The organism is Psychrobacter sp. ANT_H59 (genome assembly GCF_008369225.1).
Lineage (GTDB): Bacteria > Pseudomonadota > Gammaproteobacteria > Pseudomonadales > Moraxellaceae > Psychrobacter > Psychrobacter cryohalolentis.
Window position 1 is genome coordinate 223,194 of sequence record NZ_VOBE01000002.1, and the last position, 21,225, is coordinate 244,418.

At 43.3% G+C, this 21,225-nt stretch carries 21 protein-coding genes; 12 read left to right on the forward strand and 9 right to left on the reverse strand.

The window, feature by feature from the left end:
- The first annotated feature begins 159 nt into the window (after nucleotides 1–159).
- The gene (locus FQ083_RS04000; protein ID WP_149408921.1) at nucleotides 160–879 is read left to right on the forward strand and encodes a DUF4442 domain-containing protein; all 720 of its coding nucleotides are present in this window, start codon (nucleotides 160–162) and stop codon (nucleotides 877–879) included.
- A 146-nt stretch (nucleotides 880–1,025) separates the two neighbouring features.
- Nucleotides 1,026–1,547, forward strand: coding sequence for a RidA family protein (locus tag FQ083_RS04005; RefSeq protein ID WP_149408922.1), 522 nt, complete (start codon nucleotides 1,026–1,028; stop codon nucleotides 1,545–1,547).
- 22 nt (nucleotides 1,548–1,569) lie between these two features.
- Here FQ083_RS04005 and gspE read toward each other — a convergent pair whose 3' ends face one another.
- Complete coding sequence (gene gspE / locus FQ083_RS04010; RefSeq protein WP_149408923.1) at nucleotides 1,570–3,138, reverse strand: type II secretion system ATPase GspE; 1,569 nt, start codon at nucleotides 3,136–3,138, stop codon at nucleotides 1,570–1,572.
- A 161-nt stretch (nucleotides 3,139–3,299) separates the two neighbouring features.
- On the opposite strand from gspE, the gene FQ083_RS04015 reads away from it, so the two are divergent.
- Nucleotides 3,300–4,124, forward strand: coding sequence for a thiazole synthase (locus FQ083_RS04015; protein WP_011512620.1), 825 nt, complete (start codon nucleotides 3,300–3,302; stop codon nucleotides 4,122–4,124).
- Between the two features lie 46 nt (nucleotides 4,125–4,170).
- On the forward strand, nucleotides 4,171–5,610 hold the full coding sequence (locus tag FQ083_RS04020) for a WS/DGAT/MGAT family O-acyltransferase (protein ID WP_149408924.1): 1,440 nt from the start codon (nucleotides 4,171–4,173) through the stop codon (nucleotides 5,608–5,610).
- Nucleotides 5,611–5,658: 48 nt separating this feature from the next.
- On the opposite strand, the gene FQ083_RS04025 is transcribed toward FQ083_RS04020, so the two are convergent.
- Nucleotides 5,659–6,486, reverse strand: a complete 828-nt coding sequence (locus tag FQ083_RS04025) for an inositol monophosphatase family protein (protein WP_011512618.1) — start codon at nucleotides 6,484–6,486, stop codon at nucleotides 5,659–5,661.
- A 368-nt stretch (nucleotides 6,487–6,854) separates the two neighbouring features.
- Nucleotides 6,855–8,897, reverse strand: a complete 2,043-nt coding sequence (dxs, locus tag FQ083_RS04030; protein ID WP_149408925.1) for a 1-deoxy-D-xylulose-5-phosphate synthase — start codon at nucleotides 8,895–8,897, stop codon at nucleotides 6,855–6,857.
- Nucleotides 8,898–9,461: 564 nt separating this feature from the next.
- Here dxs and ribA point away from each other — a divergent pair.
- The 3 genes from ribA (at nucleotide 9,462) to FQ083_RS04045 (ending at nucleotide 12,211) form a co-directional block, all read left to right on the forward strand.
- On the forward strand, nucleotides 9,462–10,136 hold the full coding sequence (gene ribA, locus FQ083_RS04035) for a GTP cyclohydrolase II (RefSeq protein WP_133103852.1): 675 nt from the start codon (nucleotides 9,462–9,464) through the stop codon (nucleotides 10,134–10,136).
- Nucleotides 10,137–10,154: 18 nt separating this feature from the next.
- Nucleotides 10,155–11,165: an oxygen-dependent coproporphyrinogen oxidase gene (hemF, locus tag FQ083_RS04040; RefSeq protein WP_149408926.1), complete on the forward strand. Its 1,011-nt coding sequence runs from the start codon at nucleotides 10,155–10,157 to the stop codon at nucleotides 11,163–11,165.
- 575 nt (nucleotides 11,166–11,740) lie between these two features.
- Nucleotides 11,741–12,211: a c-type cytochrome gene (locus FQ083_RS04045; RefSeq protein WP_149408927.1), complete on the forward strand. Its 471-nt coding sequence runs from the start codon at nucleotides 11,741–11,743 to the stop codon at nucleotides 12,209–12,211.
- Nucleotides 12,212–12,291: 80 nt separating this feature from the next.
- Here FQ083_RS04045 and gloA read toward each other — a convergent pair whose 3' ends face one another.
- Both gloA and FQ083_RS04055 read right to left on the reverse strand, forming a co-directional pair.
- The gene (gene gloA / locus FQ083_RS04050; protein WP_149408928.1) at nucleotides 12,292–12,858 is read right to left on the reverse strand and encodes a lactoylglutathione lyase; all 567 of its coding nucleotides are present in this window, start codon (nucleotides 12,856–12,858) and stop codon (nucleotides 12,292–12,294) included.
- Nucleotides 12,859–12,954: 96 nt separating this feature from the next.
- Nucleotides 12,955–13,593: a carbonic anhydrase gene (locus FQ083_RS04055; RefSeq protein WP_149408929.1), complete on the reverse strand. Its 639-nt coding sequence runs from the start codon at nucleotides 13,591–13,593 to the stop codon at nucleotides 12,955–12,957.
- A gap of 450 nt (nucleotides 13,594–14,043) precedes the next feature.
- On the opposite strand from FQ083_RS04055, the gene potA reads away from it, so the two are divergent.
- The 4 genes from potA (at nucleotide 14,044) to FQ083_RS04075 (ending at nucleotide 17,937) form a co-directional block, all read left to right on the forward strand.
- Complete coding sequence (potA, locus tag FQ083_RS04060) at nucleotides 14,044–15,252, forward strand: spermidine/putrescine ABC transporter ATP-binding protein PotA (protein WP_149408930.1); 1,209 nt, start codon at nucleotides 14,044–14,046, stop codon at nucleotides 15,250–15,252.
- Nucleotides 15,252–16,130: a spermidine/putrescine ABC transporter permease PotB gene (gene potB / locus FQ083_RS04065; protein ID WP_149408931.1), complete on the forward strand. Its 879-nt coding sequence runs from the start codon at nucleotides 15,252–15,254 to the stop codon at nucleotides 16,128–16,130. The genes potA and potB overlap by 1 nt, the downstream gene beginning before the upstream one ends.
- Nucleotides 16,130–16,960: a spermidine/putrescine ABC transporter permease PotC gene (gene potC, locus FQ083_RS04070; protein ID WP_149408932.1), complete on the forward strand. Its 831-nt coding sequence runs from the start codon at nucleotides 16,130–16,132 to the stop codon at nucleotides 16,958–16,960. Before potB ends, potC begins: the two co-directional genes overlap by 1 nt.
- 86 nt (nucleotides 16,961–17,046) lie before the next feature.
- Nucleotides 17,047–17,937, forward strand: a complete 891-nt coding sequence (locus tag FQ083_RS04075) for a LysR family transcriptional regulator (RefSeq protein WP_149408933.1) — start codon at nucleotides 17,047–17,049, stop codon at nucleotides 17,935–17,937.
- A gap of 72 nt (nucleotides 17,938–18,009) precedes the next feature.
- Here FQ083_RS04075 and FQ083_RS04080 read toward each other — a convergent pair whose 3' ends face one another.
- The 4 genes from FQ083_RS04080 to FQ083_RS04095 form a co-directional block, all read right to left on the reverse strand.
- Complete coding sequence (locus FQ083_RS04080; RefSeq protein ID WP_149408934.1) at nucleotides 18,010–18,381, reverse strand: CrcB family protein; 372 nt, start codon at nucleotides 18,379–18,381, stop codon at nucleotides 18,010–18,012.
- Nucleotides 18,382–18,439: 58 nt separating this feature from the next.
- Nucleotides 18,440–19,498 (reverse strand): tRNA (adenosine(37)-N6)-threonylcarbamoyltransferase complex transferase subunit TsaD, encoded by a 1,059-nt coding sequence (tsaD, locus tag FQ083_RS04085; RefSeq protein WP_149408935.1) that lies wholly within the window; start codon nucleotides 19,496–19,498, stop codon nucleotides 18,440–18,442.
- A 96-nt stretch (nucleotides 19,499–19,594) separates the two neighbouring features.
- Nucleotides 19,595–20,110 carry a c-type cytochrome gene (locus FQ083_RS04090; protein WP_149408936.1) on the reverse strand — a complete coding sequence of 172 codons (516 nt, stop codon included), beginning with the start codon at nucleotides 20,108–20,110 and terminating at the stop codon, nucleotides 19,595–19,597.
- A 66-nt stretch (nucleotides 20,111–20,176) separates the two neighbouring features.
- On the reverse strand, nucleotides 20,177–20,587 hold the full coding sequence (locus tag FQ083_RS04095) for a hypothetical protein (RefSeq protein WP_149408937.1): 411 nt from the start codon (nucleotides 20,585–20,587) through the stop codon (nucleotides 20,177–20,179).
- Nucleotides 20,588–20,979: 392 nt separating this feature from the next.
- On the opposite strand from FQ083_RS04095, the gene rpsU reads away from it, so the two are divergent.
- Entirely contained in the window at nucleotides 20,980–21,195 is a 216-nt protein-coding gene (gene rpsU / locus FQ083_RS04100) for a 30S ribosomal protein S21 (RefSeq protein WP_010195908.1), read from the forward strand.
- The last annotated feature ends 30 nt before the right edge of the window (nucleotides 21,196–21,225 follow it).

Here is a 21,225-nt window from a genome sequence, read left to right on the forward strand (position 1 = left end):
GCAGCAGTACATGGTAATAATAGTAGCGACTGAGCAGTTAATGTACCATAACTAAAATAGCTGCTAGCATAAAGCCTATTCGGTGACTCATTTATGACATGAGCCTTTTAACCCTAATATCATTAGCATTGTAAATCCCACTTAAATGAGGAATATTATATGTCAGGATTATTAAAAAAACTCCCGATCAAACGGACCAATAAACTGCCAGCCAAAGTCTCTGAGAACACAAAACCTGCAGTCGAAAAAACCAATAGCACGCTTAAACCAATCAGCAATCAATTTACCAAACTGTTATCCATCACCAAATATTTACCTGCTGGTGCACGTTCGAGCATTTTATCGAAAGCATTTGGTAAGGTGGTACCTTATGTGGGCACAACGGGTATCTACTATGAAACGGTCGAGCCAAACCAAGTGGTGGTCAGTTTAAATAATACCAAAGCGGTCCAAAACCATATCGGCTCCGTCCATGCAGTTGCCATTACTTTGCTTGCTGAAACGGCAACGGGATTCATTTTAGGCTTAAACTTACCTGCTGATCGTGTACTATTGATTAAGTCTTATTCGGTGAATTTCTATCGACCGATTAAAAAAGGACAAATGGCTGCCATCGCAAGCTTATCTGATGAGCAGCGTTTAGATATTTTAAATACTCCGAAAGGCGAAATGATTATTCCATGTGTCATTCATGACCGTGAGTCGGACAGTGATCGCGACCCAATCGTAGTCGAGATGACATGGGCTTGGATACCCAAGTCTGAGTTAGAAGCGCGTCGTCAAGGCAAAGCTAATGAGAAGTCGGCAGAGGCTGATACTGAGTCTCATACCAAGGTAGTAGTAGAAGTAGAAACAGACGCAAAAGTAGAAACTGAGTAAGACAATCAATCAGCTGATAATGATGAGGCTGTTTAAGATAATTAATATATTAAGAATACGTAAAGTAGTGCGCTATCCATGTTAAAGCATTTTTATAGCGCACTTCGTATAACGGTGATTTATAAACTTATAATAAGGAGACAATGATGTCCAAAATGATTTCCAAAGCTACTTCTAAAACAGCGTTTACTAATTTATCCAAGGCTTTTCTCGTCAGTATCTGTGCATTAGGATTTACCGTTAGTGCCACCGCTGCACCCGAAAAAACTTCAACTCATACACACCATGCAGCAACTATGACTAAGTCTAGCCCTGTGTTTTTAGGTGACGGCGGCAGTTATCCTTTCTCAGAAGCAGTCCGTGTCGGCGATACTTTGTATATGTCTGGTCAGATTGGCTTTAAAGATGGCAAGCTGGTCAAAGGCGGTGTTAAAGCCGAGGTCAAACAGACAATGGATAATATCAATATTACGTTATTGAAATATGGTTACCAAAAGTCAGATATCGTGAAGTGTATGGTGATGCTCACCGATATGGACGATTTTAATGACTTTAATAAAATCTATAAAGCTGAACTGGCAAAGCCTTATCCCGTCCGTTCAGCTTTTGGCGTCGCAGAGCTAGCGGCAGGTGCCAGCGTTGAAGTTGAATGTATCGCTGTCAAATAAAAATGTCTCTTAAAATATTACTCTAAACAATCAAAGCGTCCTCAAGTAGGGCGCTTTCTTTGGTCACGCGTAGCACTTCTTCTAATGTCGTACGTCCCGCGATTACCTTACGCAAACCATCAGCACGAATCGATGGTGTCTTTTGGCGGGCGTACTCTTCTAGCTCATACTCGGCGGTATTGCTATGAATCATGCGTCGCAGCGCATCATCAACGGGCACCACTTCATATATCGCTGTTCGCCCTTTGAAGCCTGATTGGTTACACTTATCGCAGCCGACTGCTCTAGGTAGCTTGATAGCTTTATCTGTCAGATTATCAGCAGCATTGTTAGCTACAATATTGTCAGACATTGATTGAATACCAATCTCAGTAAACAATTTGGCTTGTTCATGGTCAGCCATCTGCCAATCATGACAATGTGTACATAACGTACGTACCAAACGCTGGGCGACCACGCCTATCAATGATGATGATAATAAAAACGGCTCAACGCCCATATCTTGCAAGCGCGTAACCGCTCCAATAGCGGTGTTGGTATGTAGGGTTGATAATACCAAATGCCCTGTTAAAGACGCTTGCACAGCGATTTCTGCTGTCTCTAAATCGCGAATTTCACCCACCATGACCACGTCTGGGTCTTGACGCAACATTGCACGCAAGCTCTTAGCAAAGGTCATATCGACTTTGTTATTGACCTGCGTTTGCCCAATGCCATCGAGCTGAAATTCAATTGGATCTTCAGCGGTCAAGATATTACGGGTTTGATCATTTAAATCAGTCAGTGCGGAATATAGCGTGGTGGTTTTACCCGAGCCTGTCGGTCCTGTCACTAATATAATGCCATGCGGACGATGGATTAAGCGCTTAAGCTCACTATAATCATTATCAGATAGACCCAAATAGGTCATATTCAGGCGACCTGCTTGCTTATCTAGTAAGCGCATGACCACACGCTCACCAAAACTTGACGGCAATGTCGATACCCGCACATCAACCTCGCGCCCCGCTAAGCGCAAGCTAATACGCCCATCTTGTGGCACGCGCTTTTCAGCGATATCCAGTTTTGCCATCACTTTAATGCGCGATACTAATAACGGCGCTAATTGACGTTTTGGTGTGATGATTTCTTTAAGCTCACCATCGACGCGGAAGCGAACGACCAAGCGTTTTTCAAAGGTTTCAATATGGATATCTGAGGCGTTTAGACGTATCGCTTCGGACAATAATGCATTAATCAGACGGATAATAGGTGCATCGTCTTGTTGGTCCATCAAGTCTTCAGTTTCAGGCACGCTATCTGCCAAGCTATCAAGATCAGGATGGTCTTCAAGGCCAGCGGCGATATACTGTGACTCGCCAGTGTTACCTGCATAAGCGGCATTCATGCGTTTCTCAAAATCGTCCGAGCTGACACTTTCATATATTGGCACACCGCGTATGCCTTGCTGCTGTAAAAATCGCACCGCTTCATTGATTGCTGAAAGCGGCGTCACCTTGGTCAATAGCAATGTCGGTGGCAGCTCAGGATCAATGGCTAGAATAACCAAAATCTGATGGCGTTTTGCAAAACTGTACGGCAGTTGCATCATAAAAACGACCTAATAGATAAAGAAAAACTCAGAAAAAAACTTGTATCAAAGCATGGTAAATGTATTATTCTTAACTGGCTCAACTCAAAAAGACTGCAAGTAAGATTGCATGATTTTGTTATAATAGCATTTTGTTTTACTCGCCATTAGGATTTTCAGTTATGTCAGATAACACTAGCACTGCCACTCAATCGACACCCCTTTTGCAAGATACTTTTACGGTAGGCAGTCGTACTTTTTCTTCTCGATTATTGGTCGGTACGGGTAAGTATAAAGATATGACTGAAACGGGTGCCGCCATCGGCGCGTCAGCAGCAGAGATAGTGACGGTCGCTATTCGTCGTACCAATATCGGTCAAAATAGCAATGAGCCCAATTTGCTTGATGTCATTTCACCAGATAAATACACTATTTTGCCAAATACAGCGGGTTGTTTTGATGCAGAAACGGCGATTCGTACTTGTAAGCTTGCTCGCGAGCTATTAGGCGGGCATAATCTGGTTAAGCTTGAAGTATTGGGGGACGAAAAAACCTTATACCCTAATGTGATGGAAACACTAAAAGCTGCCAAAGTGTTGATTGATGACGGTTTTGAGGTCATGGTATATACGTCAGATGACCCTATCGTTGCTCAAGAGTTAGAGAGTATGGGCTGCGTGGCAATTATGCCACTTGGTAGTCTGATTGGCTCTGGTCTTGGTTTGCTCAATCGCCATACATTAAGCTTGATTATTGAAAATGCGAAAGTACCCGTATTGGTTGATGCTGGTGTCGGTACAGCTTCTGATGCCGCGATTGCCATGGAACTTGGCTGTGATGGCGTACTGATGAATTCAGCCATTGCCAATGCGCAAAATCCTGTGATGATGGCTCAAGCAATGAAGCATGCGGTATGGGCAGGTCGTCAGGCTTTCTTGGCGGGTCGTATGCCGATGCGCAAAATGGCAACTGCCAGCTCACCACAGACGGGATACTTTTTTCAGTAGTATTAAAGGTTAGGCGATTATATTTTTCATTATAAAAGGATTTATTATGCGACTTCTTACAGCAGTCGACCAGTTGTTTTTACTTCTTGAGTCGCGTAAACAACCCATGCATGTTGGAGGTCTATTTTTATTTGAATTACCAGAAGATGCCGATATCAGTTTTGTTCATCAGCTTGTAAAGCAGATGCAAGACTCTGATGTACCGCCAACGTTTCCGTTCAACCAAGTGCTTGAGCATATGGTATTTTGGAAAAAAGACAAAAATTTTGATGTTGAGCACCACTTGCATCATGTCGCCCTACCCAAGCCCGCTCGTGTGCGCGAACTTTTGATGTATGTTTCAAGAGAGCATGGTCGTCTATTAGACCGTGCTATGCCCCTGTGGGAATGCCATGTGATTGAAGGCATTCAGCCAGAGAGCGAAGGTAGCCCAGAGCGCTTTGCGCTGTATTTCAAAATCCATCACTCGCTGGTTGATGGTATCGCTGCCATGCGTTTGGTGAAAAAATCCTTGTCACAATCGCCCAATGAGCCGGTTACTTTGCCTATTTGGTCATTAATGGCACGCCATCGCAATCAGATCGATGCTATCTTGCCCAAAGAGCGCTCCGCTTTACGCATTCTAAAAGAGCAAGTATCTACCATTAAACCTGTGTTCACAGAATTACTGGATAATTTTAAAAATTATAATGACGACAGCTATGTCAGTACCTTTGATGCCCCGAGAAGTATTCTAAACAGACGCATCTCAGCATCGAGGCGCATAGCGGCACAATCTTATGATATTAAGCGCTTCAATGATATTGCTGAGCGTATTAATATTAGCAAAAACGATGTAGTATTAGCCGTTTGTGCTGGTGCTATCCGGCGTTATTTGATTTCTATGGATGCACTACCTAGCAAGCCTCTGATTGCGTTCGTGCCCATGTCTTTACGAACTGACGATAGTGTCGCGGGCAATCAGCTGTCATTTGTCCTTGCCAATCTGGGTACTCATCTGGATGATCCATTGAGTAGAATCAAGCTAATTCATCACAGTATGAACAATGGCAAACGCCGTTTTAGACGTATGAATCAAGCGCAAGTTATTAACTACAGTGTGGTGTCTTATGCATGGGAAGGGATTAATCTGGCGACTGGTTTGTTTCCTAAAAAACAAGCCTTTAACCTGATTATCTCAAATGTGCCAGGCTCCGAAAAATCATTGTATTGGAATGGCGCGCGCCTACAATCTTTGTACCCTGCCTCGATTGTCTTCAACGGGCAAGCGATGAATATTACGCTGGCAAGTTATTTGGATAAGATTGAATTTGGTATTACTGCCTGTAGCAAGGCCTTACCTCATGTGCAAGATATGCTGATGCTAATAGAAGAAGAGTTGCAGCTGCTTGAAAAGGTTAGTAAAGAGCTTGAATTCAATGGTATTACAGTTGAAGATAAAAGTGGCTATAAAGGTAATGGTAAAACAAAAAAGCTGGCTCCGTAACAGAACCAGCTTTTTATTTATCATACCTAGCTATCTAAAAGGGGACGATTAAAGCGCATCGCCCCATGCTGGCACAACCACTTGCATCAAAGGTTTTAGCAGTTTTATATTACAAGCAAAGATAGAGCCTGATGTCATCGAATTGTGTGCGCCGGTATGATCAACGACCACGCCACGTGCTTCGGTGACAATAAGCTCGCCTGCTGCGATATCCCAAGGCTTGATTGACATCTCAAAGTAGCCATCAAAACGACCAGCAGCCACATAACATAAATCAAGAGCAGCTGAGCCTAAACGACGTATTTGACCGCCCGCTTCAGTGATTTTTTGTAGGCTTTCGTAGTGCTCTTTGGCATATGAGATAACTTCGCCATTGCGCTTACGCTCAAGAGGATGCCCAGTAGTAAATAAACCACCATCGATCGTTTTACGCTCACTGACACTGATACGGCGTTGGTTTAAACGCGCGCCTTTACCACGGCTAGCAGAGAACATCTCATCACGGACAGGATCATAGATAACACCATGCTGAGTCACACCTTTATGCTGTACGGCAATAGACACACAGAACTGTGGTACGCCATGAACGAAGTTTTTAGTGCCATCTAGTGGATCGATAATCCAGCACCAGTCAGCATCTTCGCCGCGACCTTCCTGCATACCAAACTCTTCACCCAAATACGAATGATTTGGATAGCTGGCTTTTAATGTCTCAATCGTCAGCTCTTCACTAAAGCGATCAATACGAGTAACCAGACCATCTAGTCCTTTTGACTCGATATCCAACTCAATTTTGTGACGGTTTTGATGCGCGTACAAAATTTCTTTACCGACTTTTTCAGCAGCACGCGCTGCGATGACGACCATGGGTTCCATACAATAACCTGCTTGTTTGATAAATGGATATTACTAGATAAATATTAATTTATAAGTACCAATCGATAGATACTTATTAATAAAAAAAATATGTAAAGTAAGAGATACTTATAGCACCAACACTACTTATAAAATCAATGAAAAATAAAGCCACATAGCAAACCACAATATTTGGTTGCTATTAGTCGCACCGCTCAAATTGTCAAATAGTTCACACCTACGGCAAGCAGGCGATATCTTGGCACAAAAATACAGCCTTATTTTTTACACAGCTATTTTATCAACTTTTTACGGACTATGGGTATTTATTATTTTTATAATGTAGCAGATAGATGATTAATCGTCTTTTAAACCTTAAGCCACATCAGTTAAGATAATAAGTCTTGGAGCTGATTGAACACACCTTCCACATCTAGACCACAATCTGCTAGCTGTTCTGCTTGAGAGCCATGCGCTACAAACCGATCAGGGATACCTATATTGCAGATAGCTGGACGATGGATTTTAAAAGCAGCCGATTCATTTAATAAATATTCATTGACCGCACTACCCGCGCCGCCCATGATCATATGCTCTTCTAAAGTCGCTATATGAGTAACACCTTGCTCAACTAGGGTTTCAAGCAAGTTAGTATCTAAAGGCTTCACCCAGCGCATATTGACCACATGCAGCTGACAGCTTGATACTAATAAAGGGGATTTCGCAATCATTTCTGCGGCTTTCTGAGCCGTTTTGACCATTGTACCAAATGCCAATAATGCCAGTTTCTTGGGTGCATCGTCTGTACCAAGTACCGACTCTATAACCGCTTCACCAATGTTGTAAATTTGCGCTGGCTGCGTAATAGTCGCGCCAGTGCCGACACCGCGCGGATAGCGCACTGCGGTACAACCTTGGTATTCATAACAAGTATTGAGCAAATGATAGCATTCGTTTTCATCTTTTGGCGCTGCAATCAGCATATTGGGCACGCAGCGTAAAAAGGAAAAATCAAACACCCCTGCATGCGTAGCACCATCTTCACCAACTAGACCGGCGCGATCAATGGCGAACATCACATCAAGATTTTGCAAAGCAACATCATGTATCAGCTGATCGTATCCGCGCTGTAAAAACGTCGAGTAAATCGCTACAATCGGCTTCACGCCTTGCGTTGCCATGCCACCCGCTAACGTCACAGCGTGTTGCTCAGCAATCGCTACATCAAAGAAACGCTCTGGAAATTGACGAGCAAACTCAATCATCCCTGAGCCTTCTTCCATCGCTGGGGTAATGGCAAGCAGCTTATTATCTTGTGCCGCTTTGTCACATAAAAACTGCCCAAATACTTGCGAGTACTTTAAGGAAGGTTTAATCGCTGCTTTTTCAGTTTTTGGTGCATTATCGTCAGCAGGTAAGCTACTAATAGCATGATAGCCGACTGGATCTAATTCAGCAGGCGCAAAGCCTTTACCTTTGGTGGTATAAATATGGACCAAAACTGGACCTTTGACTTGCTTGGCAAGCGACAATACACGTAGTAGCTCAGGAATATTATGACCATCAAAAGGACCAAAATAGGTAAAGCCTATCGCCTTAAATAGATTGTCTTCTAGTTGCGGTACATCGCGCTGCTCTTTATGACGCTTACGTCGGTCAAATGCTTGCATATCAGGGCGTTGACATAATATTGGCTCGCCTGCATCAGAGATATCAACCTGATACCCTGACTCCCAAAGCATTGCTAAATGCCGTGAAAAGCCACCAATCGAGCAGGATATAGACATGTCATTGTCATTCAAAATCACCATCAAATCAGCGTCTTGTTGCACCGCGTCATTCATCGCTTCAAACGCCATGCCACCTGTCATCGCCCCATCGCCGATAATACAGGCAACCGTCTGCGCGCGCCCTTGATAGCGTAGCGCTAAGCTCATACCTAAACCAGCTGAGATGGACGTTGATGAATGCCCAACCCCAAAGGTATCATAGACAGATTCGGCGCGTTCTGGAAAAGCCGTTAAGCCAGTTTTAGAGCGGATAGTACTTAACTGATCACGGCGACCTGTCAGTACTTTGTGCGCATACGCTTGATGACCCACATCCCAAACGATCTGATCTTGCGGGGTGTCTAGCAAATAATGTAGCGCAATAGTCAATTCAATCACGCCTAAGTTGGCACCGAAATGACCACCGCTTTGACCCGCTGAATACAATACAAACAGCCTTAGCTCATCGGCTAAAGTCATCAGCTCAGCACTGCTAAAAGTCTTGAGATCAGCAGGACTATCTACACTGTCGAGCAATGGCGTCTGTGGACGCTCACGTGGAATCACTGCATACGTTTGTTGCAGTTTTGATAGCGGTACAGCAGAATCAACAGCTGACGCAGATAATGACTGAGACTGTGGGGAATGAGGTGACTGCTGCATAAAACGTACGATACCTACCAATCTGCTGACCAGATGCTACCTTAGACAAGGTCTAGCAATAGCAATAGTCTAAGTGGCGTTAATAATAGCCATGCCATCATTTGTATCATTGCTAATACAAGGGATGGCATCGACTATACAATTAGTGATACAGCTTTTATCGCTGCAATAACCCAAAATACGCTATTTGATATAAAGATAATAACGTTCAATGACAACCCTAAAGACTGCTCTAATAGCTGCCTCAAAGGTAATAATAATGGCTATTATGCCTTATTATTTTGTATCCATACCGGACGTTAGTGACGACATAGTAATGTAAGGGCAAAGACTTGTCACTGTATCCGTCAAAATAGTATGGCATAATAGCATTTATTTTTAATTGTCGCTTTAATCATCGTGCGTCGTCTGTGAACTTTGTGTGTTTTTATAATTTATGGGTTTTTATAATAAATATAATTAGCATACTATCTTGCAAACCCGCTAGCTTACAAGAACTTAGCTATTATAATAAAGCTATGTCAGACAATTAGCGCCACGATGATCAGCTTATGCAGGGCATTAATGTCATATCAATTTATTACTAGCGCCAAATTGCCTACTCGTCACGGCGAGTTTGATATTCATATCTTTGAGAATGATGAGGGTCAAGAGCATGTGATGCTGACGGTAGGTCTGCCTGTGTTTGATCAAACGGATATTGCCGACAGCATCTTAAATCAAAAAGATGATGCTTTATCAGAACGCCCTATTCCGTTAATAAGAATTCATTCTGAGTGCTTAACTGGTGACGCTTTTAGCTCCTTAAAATGTGATTGCGGACCACAGCTAAATACCGCTATGGATGCGATACAAAAAACGGGCTGCGGGGCGATTTTATATCTGCGCCAAGAAGGGCGCGGCATCGGTCTGACCAATAAAATCCGCGCTTACGCCTTACAAGATCAAGGTCACGACACTCTAGATGCCAACCTTATGTTGGGGTTGCCTGCTGATGCGCGTATCTATGATATGTGTGGACCTATGCTTGCTCATGTAGGCGTTGATGCTGTGCGCCTTATCACCAATAATCCTAGTAAAGTCGCTTACTTGACCGAGCATGGTATCGATGTCATTGAGCGGGTGCCATTAGTCGTTGGGGTGAATGATATGAATGCTGAATATCTAGCGACCAAGCGCGATCGTATGGGTCATCTATTAGACACAGATTTTAATACCACCCTACACCTTAATAAATAGCAAATAATCAGATATTTTATGAGCATCCCAAATATAGATAACGATATCAATGTGTCGGCGACCGATGCAACAACGACACCAAGCCATCATGACATCATGCGCGTGCGTGAGTTTCTAGTCGATTTACAAGCGCGTATCTGCCAAGCCCTAGAAGCGCAAGAAAGTGATGGCTGCACTGATGCGCAGAAAGCCGCTACCTTTGTCCCTGACGATTGGCAGCGCCCTGAAGGTGGTGGTGGTCGCTCGTGCGTGTTGGCAGACGGCGAAGTTATTGAAAAAGCTGGCGTTATGTTTAGTCATATTCATGTCCAAAACCTGCCTGCTTCAGCAACCGCTCGCCATCCTGATATTGCTGGTCGTAAAGCACAGGCAATGGGCGTATCTCTTGTTGTGCACCCCAAAAACCCTCATGTGCCAACCAGCCATGCCAATGTACGCTTGTTTATTGCCGAAGCAGAAGGCAAAGACCCTATTTGGTGGTTTGGTGGCGGTTTTGATTTAACGCCATTTTATCCTGTGCTTGCTGACTGCGTGCATTGGCATCAAGTCTGTCATGACCTCTGTGCACCTTTTGGCGACAGTATTTATCCTGATTTCAAGCAATGGTGCGACGAGTATTTCCATTTACGTCATCGTGATGAGCAGCGCGGTATCGGCGGCTTGTTTTATGATGACGTCAATACTGAAAGTCGCGGTTGGGATTTTGAAACCTGCTTTAAATTTATGCAAGCGGTCGGTAATGGCTATCTTGAAGGTATGCTGCCAATTTTTGAGCAGCGTAAAAATGTGTCCTATACTGAAGCAGAGCGTGAATTTCAGCTCTATCGCCGAGGTCGCTATGTTGAATACAACCTCGTTTATGACCGCGGCACTCTATTTGGTCTGCAAAGTAATGGGCGTATTGAATCCATCTTGGTCAGTATGCCACCGCTTGCTAGCTGGCATTATCGTTTTGAACCAGATCAGGGCACGCCTGAGTTTGAGTTGACTGACTTCTACCTAAAACCGCGTGATTGGTTGACTTTATAATCGGGATTGGCATAATAACTTACTAGTATTTATTGGTTTTGATATAAATCATTTTATTGTTAAAAAGGTCAGCTAATCATGCTGACCTTTTTTTATTTTAAATAAAGTGTTATTCAAAATAAGTAATGATAATTTTTAGGACAGCAATTTATATATTCAGTCTTGAATAAAAGAAATACAAAGATTATAAGGTACTACTGGTATCAATTTTTCTTGCTTACTGTGCCTACGCAGACAGAGGCTGCGAATAATTAATCCCAGTAGCACTGTATTCTTTTAAAAGTGTATCTACTATAGCTTAGCGAAAGCGATTATTTAAAACCAATTTATGAGAATATTTAATCTATTTTACAAAAACTCACGGTTTCGCCCTATGCTACTTAAGCTGCTTGCTGTTTAATATAGAATAGTACGTAATTTAAGCATCATGAAAAACAGTATTTTCGAATGTTAATAGAGAAAATATATTAAAAATATCGGATAAAATTTATTTTAATAGTAGCCATTTAATCAGGTGACGAGCATGCGTATGCTACGCCACCTTTTTATTAGCAACGTAAAAAGGAGCACGAATCATGACTCAGGTATCGAATCAAAAATCATTAAAATCTATCTTTGCTATTACTTTGATGGCAGCAACTTTAGGACTGACGGCTTGTAGCACACCAGTAGACCCTGATGTCAAAGCTCGTCAGGACATCATGAAGAACTTCGGTGATGCAATGAAGGTTATGGGCGGCATGGCAAAAGAGCCGGATACATTTGATGCTGACGTTTTTAAAGAACAGGCAGCATTTTTAGCAGAAGAGTCTAAAAATCCTTGGAGCCATTTTAATAATAAAGACGCCGCTGGCAATGCCAAAGCAGAGGTTTGGTCAAATGTTGATGGCTTTAAAGCAGAAGCAGAGAATTTTCAAAAGGTCACTGCTGAGCTAAACGCCGCTGCACAGACAGCAACTAGCATTGACGATGTGATGCCAGCTTTTAAACCTGTTGGCGACAGTTGTAAATCCTGCCATACGGACTTCCAAGTCGAAAAAGACTAAATAAGAATCCTTTAGCAATATAAAAAGCCACCCTATCAAACAATAAGGTGGCTTTTTTATTCGCTTAACTTATGAATCAATTAAGCCATCAAATCTGCTTGTACGATTTCAATCCAATACCCATCAACATCTTTAATAAAGACAATATTTTTCATGCTGCCTTCATCTGGACGTTTTTTGAATTCGACATTGTTTTCATCAAACCAAGCTACCGCTGCATTGAGATCAGGTACATTAAAACAAATATGACCAAACCCTTGTGGTTCTTGATTGCCATCATGATAGCTAAAGTCCGCTTTTGTCTCGGTACCATAGTTATGAGTCAATTCCAAAATGCCACGCTGACGGAAGGCAAAAATCTCTAAATCATTACCCGACGGCAAGTTTTCACGTTCACTCTCAGTCAGCTTGGCTAAAAAGTACAAATCAAAACCCATGGCTGGGAATTTTTTGACTGCCAGTAACGTCATACCTAAGACGCCAGTATAAAACGCTAAAGACTTCACAGGATCTTTGACACGCAGCATCGTATGGTTAAAGGTATAACCTGTCGTCTGCGCTGAGATAGGCTGTACGCCATCAGCCTTTACGCTGCTTTCAGGTTGCTCTTGTATTGAATGGTCGTTATTAAAAGTATTATTACTCATGATTATTCCTATATGTAAATATTTTTAATCACTAATAGATTAAATGATCATACCTATAACACTTATTCTTTCTAGCATAGCCTTTATAGAGCACTATTAAGCATCTAAAAACCGCACTTTACCTGTTTCTAAGTCGTACTCGGCACCAACGATCAATAGCTGACCACTACTGGTTAAATCCTCTAACGCACGCGAGCCATGCTTTAATTGACTGACCGACATACGCACATTTGCACGTATAGAGCGATCAACCAGCTCGTCTGCATCCACATCTTGCCCATTAGCGGTCGCAAGTTCATGCAGATTATAGACACTTGGACGGATACGGTCGACGATAGATTGTAGATTGGGTGAGTAGTTTTGCTCAGGATTGATTAATGTTTCAACACAGGCGGTGACAGCGCCGCAGTGCGAATGTCCAAGCACCACGACCAGTTTAGTATTGAATTTTTCAGCAGCAAATTCGATCGAACCAATTTGTGAAGGAGCTACCACGTTACCTGCAACGCGTATGACAAATAAATCGCCTAAACCTTGATCAAAAACGATCTCAACCGGTACCCGTGCGTCCGAGCAACCCAAAATAATCGCTAAAGGGTCTTGATCTTTGATTAATTCTGGACGCCTTTGCATACAGGGATCGGTATTGGTCAAGCTGTCTACATAGCGTATATTACCTTGCTTAAGCAGCTCCAGTGCTTCCTGACCTGTTTTAGGGCGTGTATTGTTAGGCATAAGAAATCCTTGATAATTTAACGGGTTAACATAGTAAATTGCTCTATAACTATCCTGTCATAGAGTCTAAGTCTTCGATATTGTTTGGTGCTTTAAGCAAACCTCACTTAAGTTCTTACTTTTATAAGTCACTCTATATTTATCATACGCAAACCAATTGTATAGGAATAAATTCAAAAAAATGGTAAAAATTATTTAATTTAAGGGTGGTTACTTAGTTTATTTAACAAAGCGTAGACTCATCTTTAATCGCCATTCCAAGATAACTATATGCATCAACCAACCAACAAGGAACTTGCGCTGACTTATAGTGAAGGTTTGTTATAATAGCCTGCGACCAACCCCTGTTAAACTCATCGCTTTAACATACTAAATCATCATGTCTAACGTATACAGCGTTCAGACTGCCACTGATATTTTAGTATGTATGTCGGTAATTTAGGAATCATTATGACCGAATCACTTTTAACGCCGCCGACTACTCCTGCATCAGCAAACACTGATAAGGTATTGCTACAACTGACCGGTCTAAAGAAAACCTATGATAATACTGAGGTCTTAAAGGACATCAACCTTGATATTCAGCATGGTGAATTTATCACCTTGCTTGGTCCATCAGGCTGCGGTAAAACGACGTTATTACGGTTGATTGCCGGTTTTGAGCAGCCTAATGCTGGGGAGATTTATCTCGATGGCGTCCAAATGTCAGGCTTGCCCGCTGATAAGCGTCCGGTCAATACGGTGTTTCAGCAATATGCGCTGTTTCCGCATATGACCGTCGCGCAAAATGTAGCGTATGGTCTAAAGCTACGAAAAGTCCCTAAAGTTGAGATTCAAACGCGGGTACGTGAGATGCTAGCGATGGTGCAGCTAGAACATTTAGCCAATCGTCGCCCGCAGGATTTATCCGGTGGGCAGCAGCAGCGCGTTGCAATTGCACGTGCAGTCATCAATCGTCCTAAATTACTATTGCTCGATGAGCCTTTGTCGGCGCTCGATCATAAGCTGCGTCTACAAATGCAGTCTGAGCTCAAACGCCTGCAACGTGAGCTTGGCATTACTTTTGTCTTCGTGACCCATGATCAAGAAGAAGCGCTGTCGATGTCAGACCGCATTGCAGTGATGAAAGACGGCAAGTTTCAGCAAATTGGCACGCCTATTGAGATTTACGAAACCCCTGCCAATCTATTTACTGCTAAGTTTATTGGCGAGACCAATTTATTTAAAGCGGAAGTCAAAGGTGTCTATCCTGAGCAACCCGATCGTGATGGTCGCGTGACCAATGGTCGTATTGAGGTCGAAGTCTGCGAAGCACAAGTTCAAGATGGACCAACACCAGTGCGTAATCTGCGTCGACCCGATTTTGCTAACGATGTCCAAGTCGGCGATATCGTCAACTTATTGCTACGTCCTGAAGACCTGCGAATTTATGATCCGACTGACAAAATTCACGGCGGCTTATTAGGGCGGGTTATCGAAAGCAATTATAAAGGCAGTACTCTAGACTCTATTATTGAGCTGGCTAATGGTCATGTGATTAAAGCCTCGGAATTCTTTGATGAAGATGACCCAAGTTTTGACTATAAGCTTAATGAAGGTGTAAAAGTGTCGTGGGTCGATGGCTGGGAATGGGTATTGCCAGAAGAGGAAATCCACTAATGGCACATACTGGCATCAGCAATAAAAGCCCTTTTCGTACGGCAACGCTATGGCTGATTTGGGGTTGGCTTCTTATCTTTGCGCTATTACCCAATATATTGGTCATAGCCGTCAGCTTTTTGACCCGTGATAGCACAGCTTTTATCAGCCTACCTGTCAGCATAGACAGCTACGTGCGCATGATTGACCCGCTTTATTTTGATGTCTTCGTGCACTCATTATGGATGGCAGGCATTACTACGATAATCTGCTTATTACTCGGCTATCCTTTTGCTTGGTTTGTCTCACGCGTGAGCAAACGCTGGCAGCCTTTGTTAATGCTCATGCTGATATTGCCATTTTGGACCAACTCCCTAGTACGGACGTATGCGCTTAAACTATTATTTGCCAATAACGGGTTAATTAATAAATCCTTATTAGCCATAGGCATTATTGATGCGCCCATTGATATCTTATATACCCAAGGCGCTGTGATTGCTGGTTTAACCTATTTGTTATTTCCTTTTATGGTGCTGCCTTTATATGCGGTATTTAGCGACTTACGCAATAATATGCTGCTTGCCTCGCAAGATTTGGGCGCCTCAAAACGACAAACCTTTTGGCATGTGGTATTACCCTTAACCACACCGGGGATTATCTCAGGGGTGCTATTGGTACTACTGCCAGCGATGAGCATGTTTTACGTCGCCGATATTTTGGGCGGCTCGCGTAATTTACTCGTTGGTAATATTATCAAGAACCAATTTTTAGATGCTCGAGATTGGCCATTTGGCGCGGCCGCCAGTGTGCTGTTGACGCTTGCTATGGCGGTATTATTACTCGCTTATCGCGCCAGTAGCCGCCGTATTGGCAAGACTGACTTTAGTGAGGTGGCCTAATGTCTGATAGTTCACTAAATAGCTCAACAAATAATAAATCGCCGAACAACAAAAATCCCATAAGGTTTGGCAATATCGTCGCCAAAGGCTATCTTGGGCTGATTTATACCTTGCTATATCTACCTATCATCGTCTTGGTAGTGATGTCATTTAATAAGTCAAAAATTGGCTATAATTGGGGCGGCTTTAGTTTAAAGTGGTATGAGTCATTACTCAATAATCAGGCGATGTTAGATGCTTTTTGGCATTCGATTTTATTAGGTTTGGTTGCCGCTACAGTCTCAACCATCATCGGTACACTGACCGCACTGGCGTTACATCGCTATGACTTTCGTGGTAAAGGGCTGCTAAATGGCTTGTTATTTGTGCTAATGATGTCGCCTGAGATTGTCTTAGCGATATCGCTACTGGCACTGTTTTTATTAATTGGGCTACAGCTGGGTTTTGTCTCGCTATTATTGGCACACATTACGTTTTGTTTGCCGTTTGTCGTTATAACCGTCTTTGCGCGCTTAAGTAGTTTGGATGAGCGTTTGATGGAAGCGGCGCGTGATTTAGGTGCTAGCGAATCAACAATGGTACGGACAGTATTAATTCCGGTGATTTCCCCAGCAGTGATGGCAGGTTGGCTACTTGCTTTTACCTTATCGCTCGATGATGTAGTGGTATCGACCTTTGTCACCGGTCCTAGCTATGAAATATTGCCGCTACGTATTTATTCTATGGTACGTGTGGGACTTAAACCCGAGGTCAATGCGATTGGTACGATATTGCTGGTTGCTTCCTTAATTCTGGTTGTGATTTCACAGTTATTGCTACGTCGACGTTGATTTTGATTTTTTGCTTATTTAAATCATTGAATGAGCCAAATATTGCTTACTTCTTATTCCTTTAACTTCAGTGGTTAGGTCATTTTATGCTAGAGCTCCGTCATCTTAATACGCTAACTGCGCTGCGAGCACATGGATCATTGGCCGCTGCTGCCGATGAGCTGCATGTCACCGCCTCTGCAGTCTCGCATCAGTTAAAAGAGCTAGAGAACTATTACGATATTAGTTTGGTCAATCGGCGCACGCGTCCGTTGACCTTTACGCCAGCTGGCAAGACGGTATTGGCACTCGCTGACAGCATTTTACCTCAGGTCACGCGCACCAAAGCCAACTTAAAACGCTTAGCCCATGGTCAAGCAGGCAGATTGCGCTTAGCTTCTGAATGTCATAGCTGCTTTGATTGGCTGATGCCGATTCTCAATCATTATCGCCGTGAGTGGTCAGATGTGGAGCTAGATTTTGCTACTGGTTTTGAGCCCGAGCCGCATCATCTATTGATGGAAGGTGATATTGACCTGCTCATTACCACTAGCAATCTGCCGATAGAAGGTATCAGTTATCAGCCCTTATTTGAATATGAAAGTCGTTTGGTACTGTCGCCGACTCATGACTTGGCGGAGCAACAATTTATCCATGCCAAAGACTTAGTCGATGAAACCTTGATTGCTTATCCAGTGGAAGCTAAGCGCCTTGATATTATTGCCAATTTTATGACCCCAGAGCAGGTCAGCTTTAAAAGTATGCGTACCACCGAGCTAACCGCTATGCTTATTCAGTTGGTTGCTAGTGAACGCGGGGTGGCAGCACTCCCCGACTGGGTGGTGGCTGAATATGAGAGAAAAGGTTGGGTAGTTTCACGTCCATTAGGTAGCGGCGTCTACTGTCAGCTGTATGCGGCAACGCGCACCTCGAGCCAAGAGATTGCCTATATGCAAGGGTTTGCGAGTTTATTAGAAGGTATCGTAAAACCTGTCTAGAAGTAATTATCACTAAAAAAAGAGCCGTATTAAAAGTTAATATGGCTCTTTTTTATTGCTGCATTTTTATTATTATAAAACCAACTTAAAGAAATAAAATCCAAGTGCCGTTGCTAATAACGTCAGCCCCACATGTAGCCCAATCAGTCCTAAGCCCGCAAGCAGTTTGCCATTATGGATAAAGGTAAATACTTCAGCGCTAAAGGTGCTAAAAGTCGTCAAACCACCCAAAAATCCAGTAATCACAAACAATCTGATATTGGGAGACAAGCCACTGCCCATACGCTCAAACCACACCAAGGCCAGCCCTATCAATAGTCCACCTAAAACATTGGCGCCAAGCGTCCCAAGTGGTATCCAGTGGTGCAGCGGATTAAAACGCGCTAGCCACCCTCGCAGGCAAGCGCCAATGGCAGCACCTAATCCAATCGCAAGCCACTGCATAAGTTATCCTTGAGTGATATAAAGTTTAATAAATTGGATACAAGCGACTTTCTAGCGCTTATACCGCTGGCAACTCGGTCATTGGCCAACGTGGCACGCAGCTGACAGCCAAATCATCTGCTTGACCCGCTTGCAAACGCTCGTAGCCCGCATACGCAATCATCGCACCATTATCGGTACATAAAGCAGGAGGTGCATAATGTACGGTCGCATTTATCTTAGCAAGCTCCCGCTCGAGAGTTTCACGCAAATGACTATTGGCACTGACACCGCCTGCAATAACCAATCGGCTCATATCGACTTGCTTAAGCGCTTTAACGCATTTTTTCACCAAGGTATCAACGACGGCATGCTGAAAACTGGCGGCAATATCAGCACGGACTTGCGGGTCGCTATCAGAGCTATTCCCAGAGCCCCCTGAACCATCGGTATCTTTAATCAGATTATGCACTGCCGTTTTCATACCGCTAAAAGAGAAATCCAAACCACGATGTAACATTGGTCTTGGTAAACTATAGGCATCCGAATTGCCACTTTCCGCTAATTTAGCGATATTAGGACCACCCGGATATGGCAAGCCCAACATCTTCGCCGCTTTATCAAAACACTCACCTGCCGCATCATCAATCGATTCGCCAAGGATTTCATATTGACCAATACCATGCGCAGCAATGAGTAGCGTATGCCCACCAGAAACCAATAAGGAGACAAACGGAAACGCTGGTGGATTCGCACCCATCAGCGGTGCCAATAGATGCCCTTCCATATGATGAATACCAATCGCTGGAATATCTAACCCATAAGCCAAGCTACGACCAAACAATGCACCCGTCATCAAGGCGCCGATAAGCCCCGGACCCTTGGTATAAGCGATGGCATCAATCTCATCTTTAGTGATGTTGCATTGCTGCAAAAGCTCATTAAATAAAGGCACTAACTTACGGATATGATCGCGACTAGCAAGCTCAGGCACCACGCCGCCATAAAGGGCGTGCAGCTCTATTTGTGAATACAGTACCTGCCCTAGCAGACCTTTATTATCGCTCGTTATCTGTTCGCTATCAAAAATCGCTAGACCCGTCTCATCGCAAGAGGTCTCTAAACCCAATACTTTCATCTATGTGCCTTTATATTTTGCCTTGTAGCGTGAATAAAAAACCGCCACTGTAAGCTTACAATGGCGGTCAGTTTAGCAAATTTCAATCAATAATATTTAGCTAGCTGCAGCAACCATATAATCAACAGCCGCATGAACTTGTGCCTCACTGACTTCAGCGCTTGCCTGCGCAGGCATTTTGTTAAAGCCCTTGGCAGAGTGCATATGTAGTGTATCGATACCTTTGGCGATTCGTGGTGCCCATGCTTCCTTATTACCGAATACTGGCGCGGCTAATAAACCTTTTTCATGACAGACTTTACATTGTTTTTCATACAATGCAGCACCTGCATCAGCAGCCAACACTTCAGGCTCAGCAGCGGCAGCACTTACTTCTTCTGCTTTTACTTCTGACACCTCAACTGTTTCTACTTCAACGACAGGCTCAGCTTCAGCAGGCGCTGCTGGCTCCACAACCACAGCTTCGGTTTCATTAACCACCGCAGGCTCATCAGTGGGAGTGTTGTCACCACCGCTACAGGCGCTAAGTGTCAATAACACACTAAGACTTAGACCAGACAGCGCTAACTTAACAACTGATTTTTTCTTTATTACAGCTTGTTTAATAGTCATGGTTGTTTCCTCATCTATAGATGGTTAGTGACACCGCTCATTATTGAATACTGCCTTCAAGTAGGATTAATTGGTTGCAGGTTCAGCTGAATCCGTCGCTGGCACTTCAGTACTATTGGCAGTATCGGCAGTCGCCACAGCGGTATCAGAACTATCGGCGCTTACCGTTGCATCAGCTGCTGTTCCCTCTACTGCGACAGCCCCTTCTTCAGTACTCATCGTCGCATCTGTTGTCGCATCTGTTGTCGCATCTGTTGTCGCATCAGCTGCTGGCATTGGCGCCGTTGCTGGGAAATCCATCTTTTCTGCTGCAGGTGCATTCGCGCGAGCAATCTCTGCTGCCTCATCAACACGATCGACGGCTAAAATGTGATCTGACTCTTCACCTTCTTTCTCACTACTACAAGCACTGACACCAAAACCAAGAGCGACGATAAATGCTGTACTTAGCGCCGTATTGAGTACTGATTTTTTCATTCCAACATCCTTAATAAAGTGCACATAAAACGATTGATATTATGCAAATTATCATAGCATAAACCTGGCCTAAACCGTTATAGACAGTAGGGGTTTTATTTATACTGATGCTATTTAGTAAATAACCCGTTCATCCTTCCTAAAGAACGTTTAGCTATAAATGACTTACGACCCTTATTGCTGGCAGCAGTTTGCAACTTAATGATAGTTATAGATTAATAAGTAAAAGCCTTTGACTTTATTGCGATTTTTTATTAAAATAGGCGCCCTTGTGCTATTGCGCAAGATTGTCCTAGTTTGAGCTGATGCCAGTAATCTTGAGATATTACGGCTAAATACTAACACACAGCCAAACTAATGCCCTTATATCTCATCCTAATCGAGGAGTCTTCATGCCTGCAGTTAAGGTTAAAGAAAACGAACCAGTTGATATCGCTATCCGTCGTTTTAAACGCGCTTGTGAAAAAGCTGGCGTATTGTCAGATGTACGTAAGCGTGAATTTTATGAAAAACCAACGCAAGTACGCAAGCGCAAAAAAGCTGCTGCAGTAAAGCGTTATAAAAAGAAATTACAACGCGAAACTATTCGTACCACTCGTATGTACTAATCGATAAGTAGATTAGTTAAGTACCAGCGC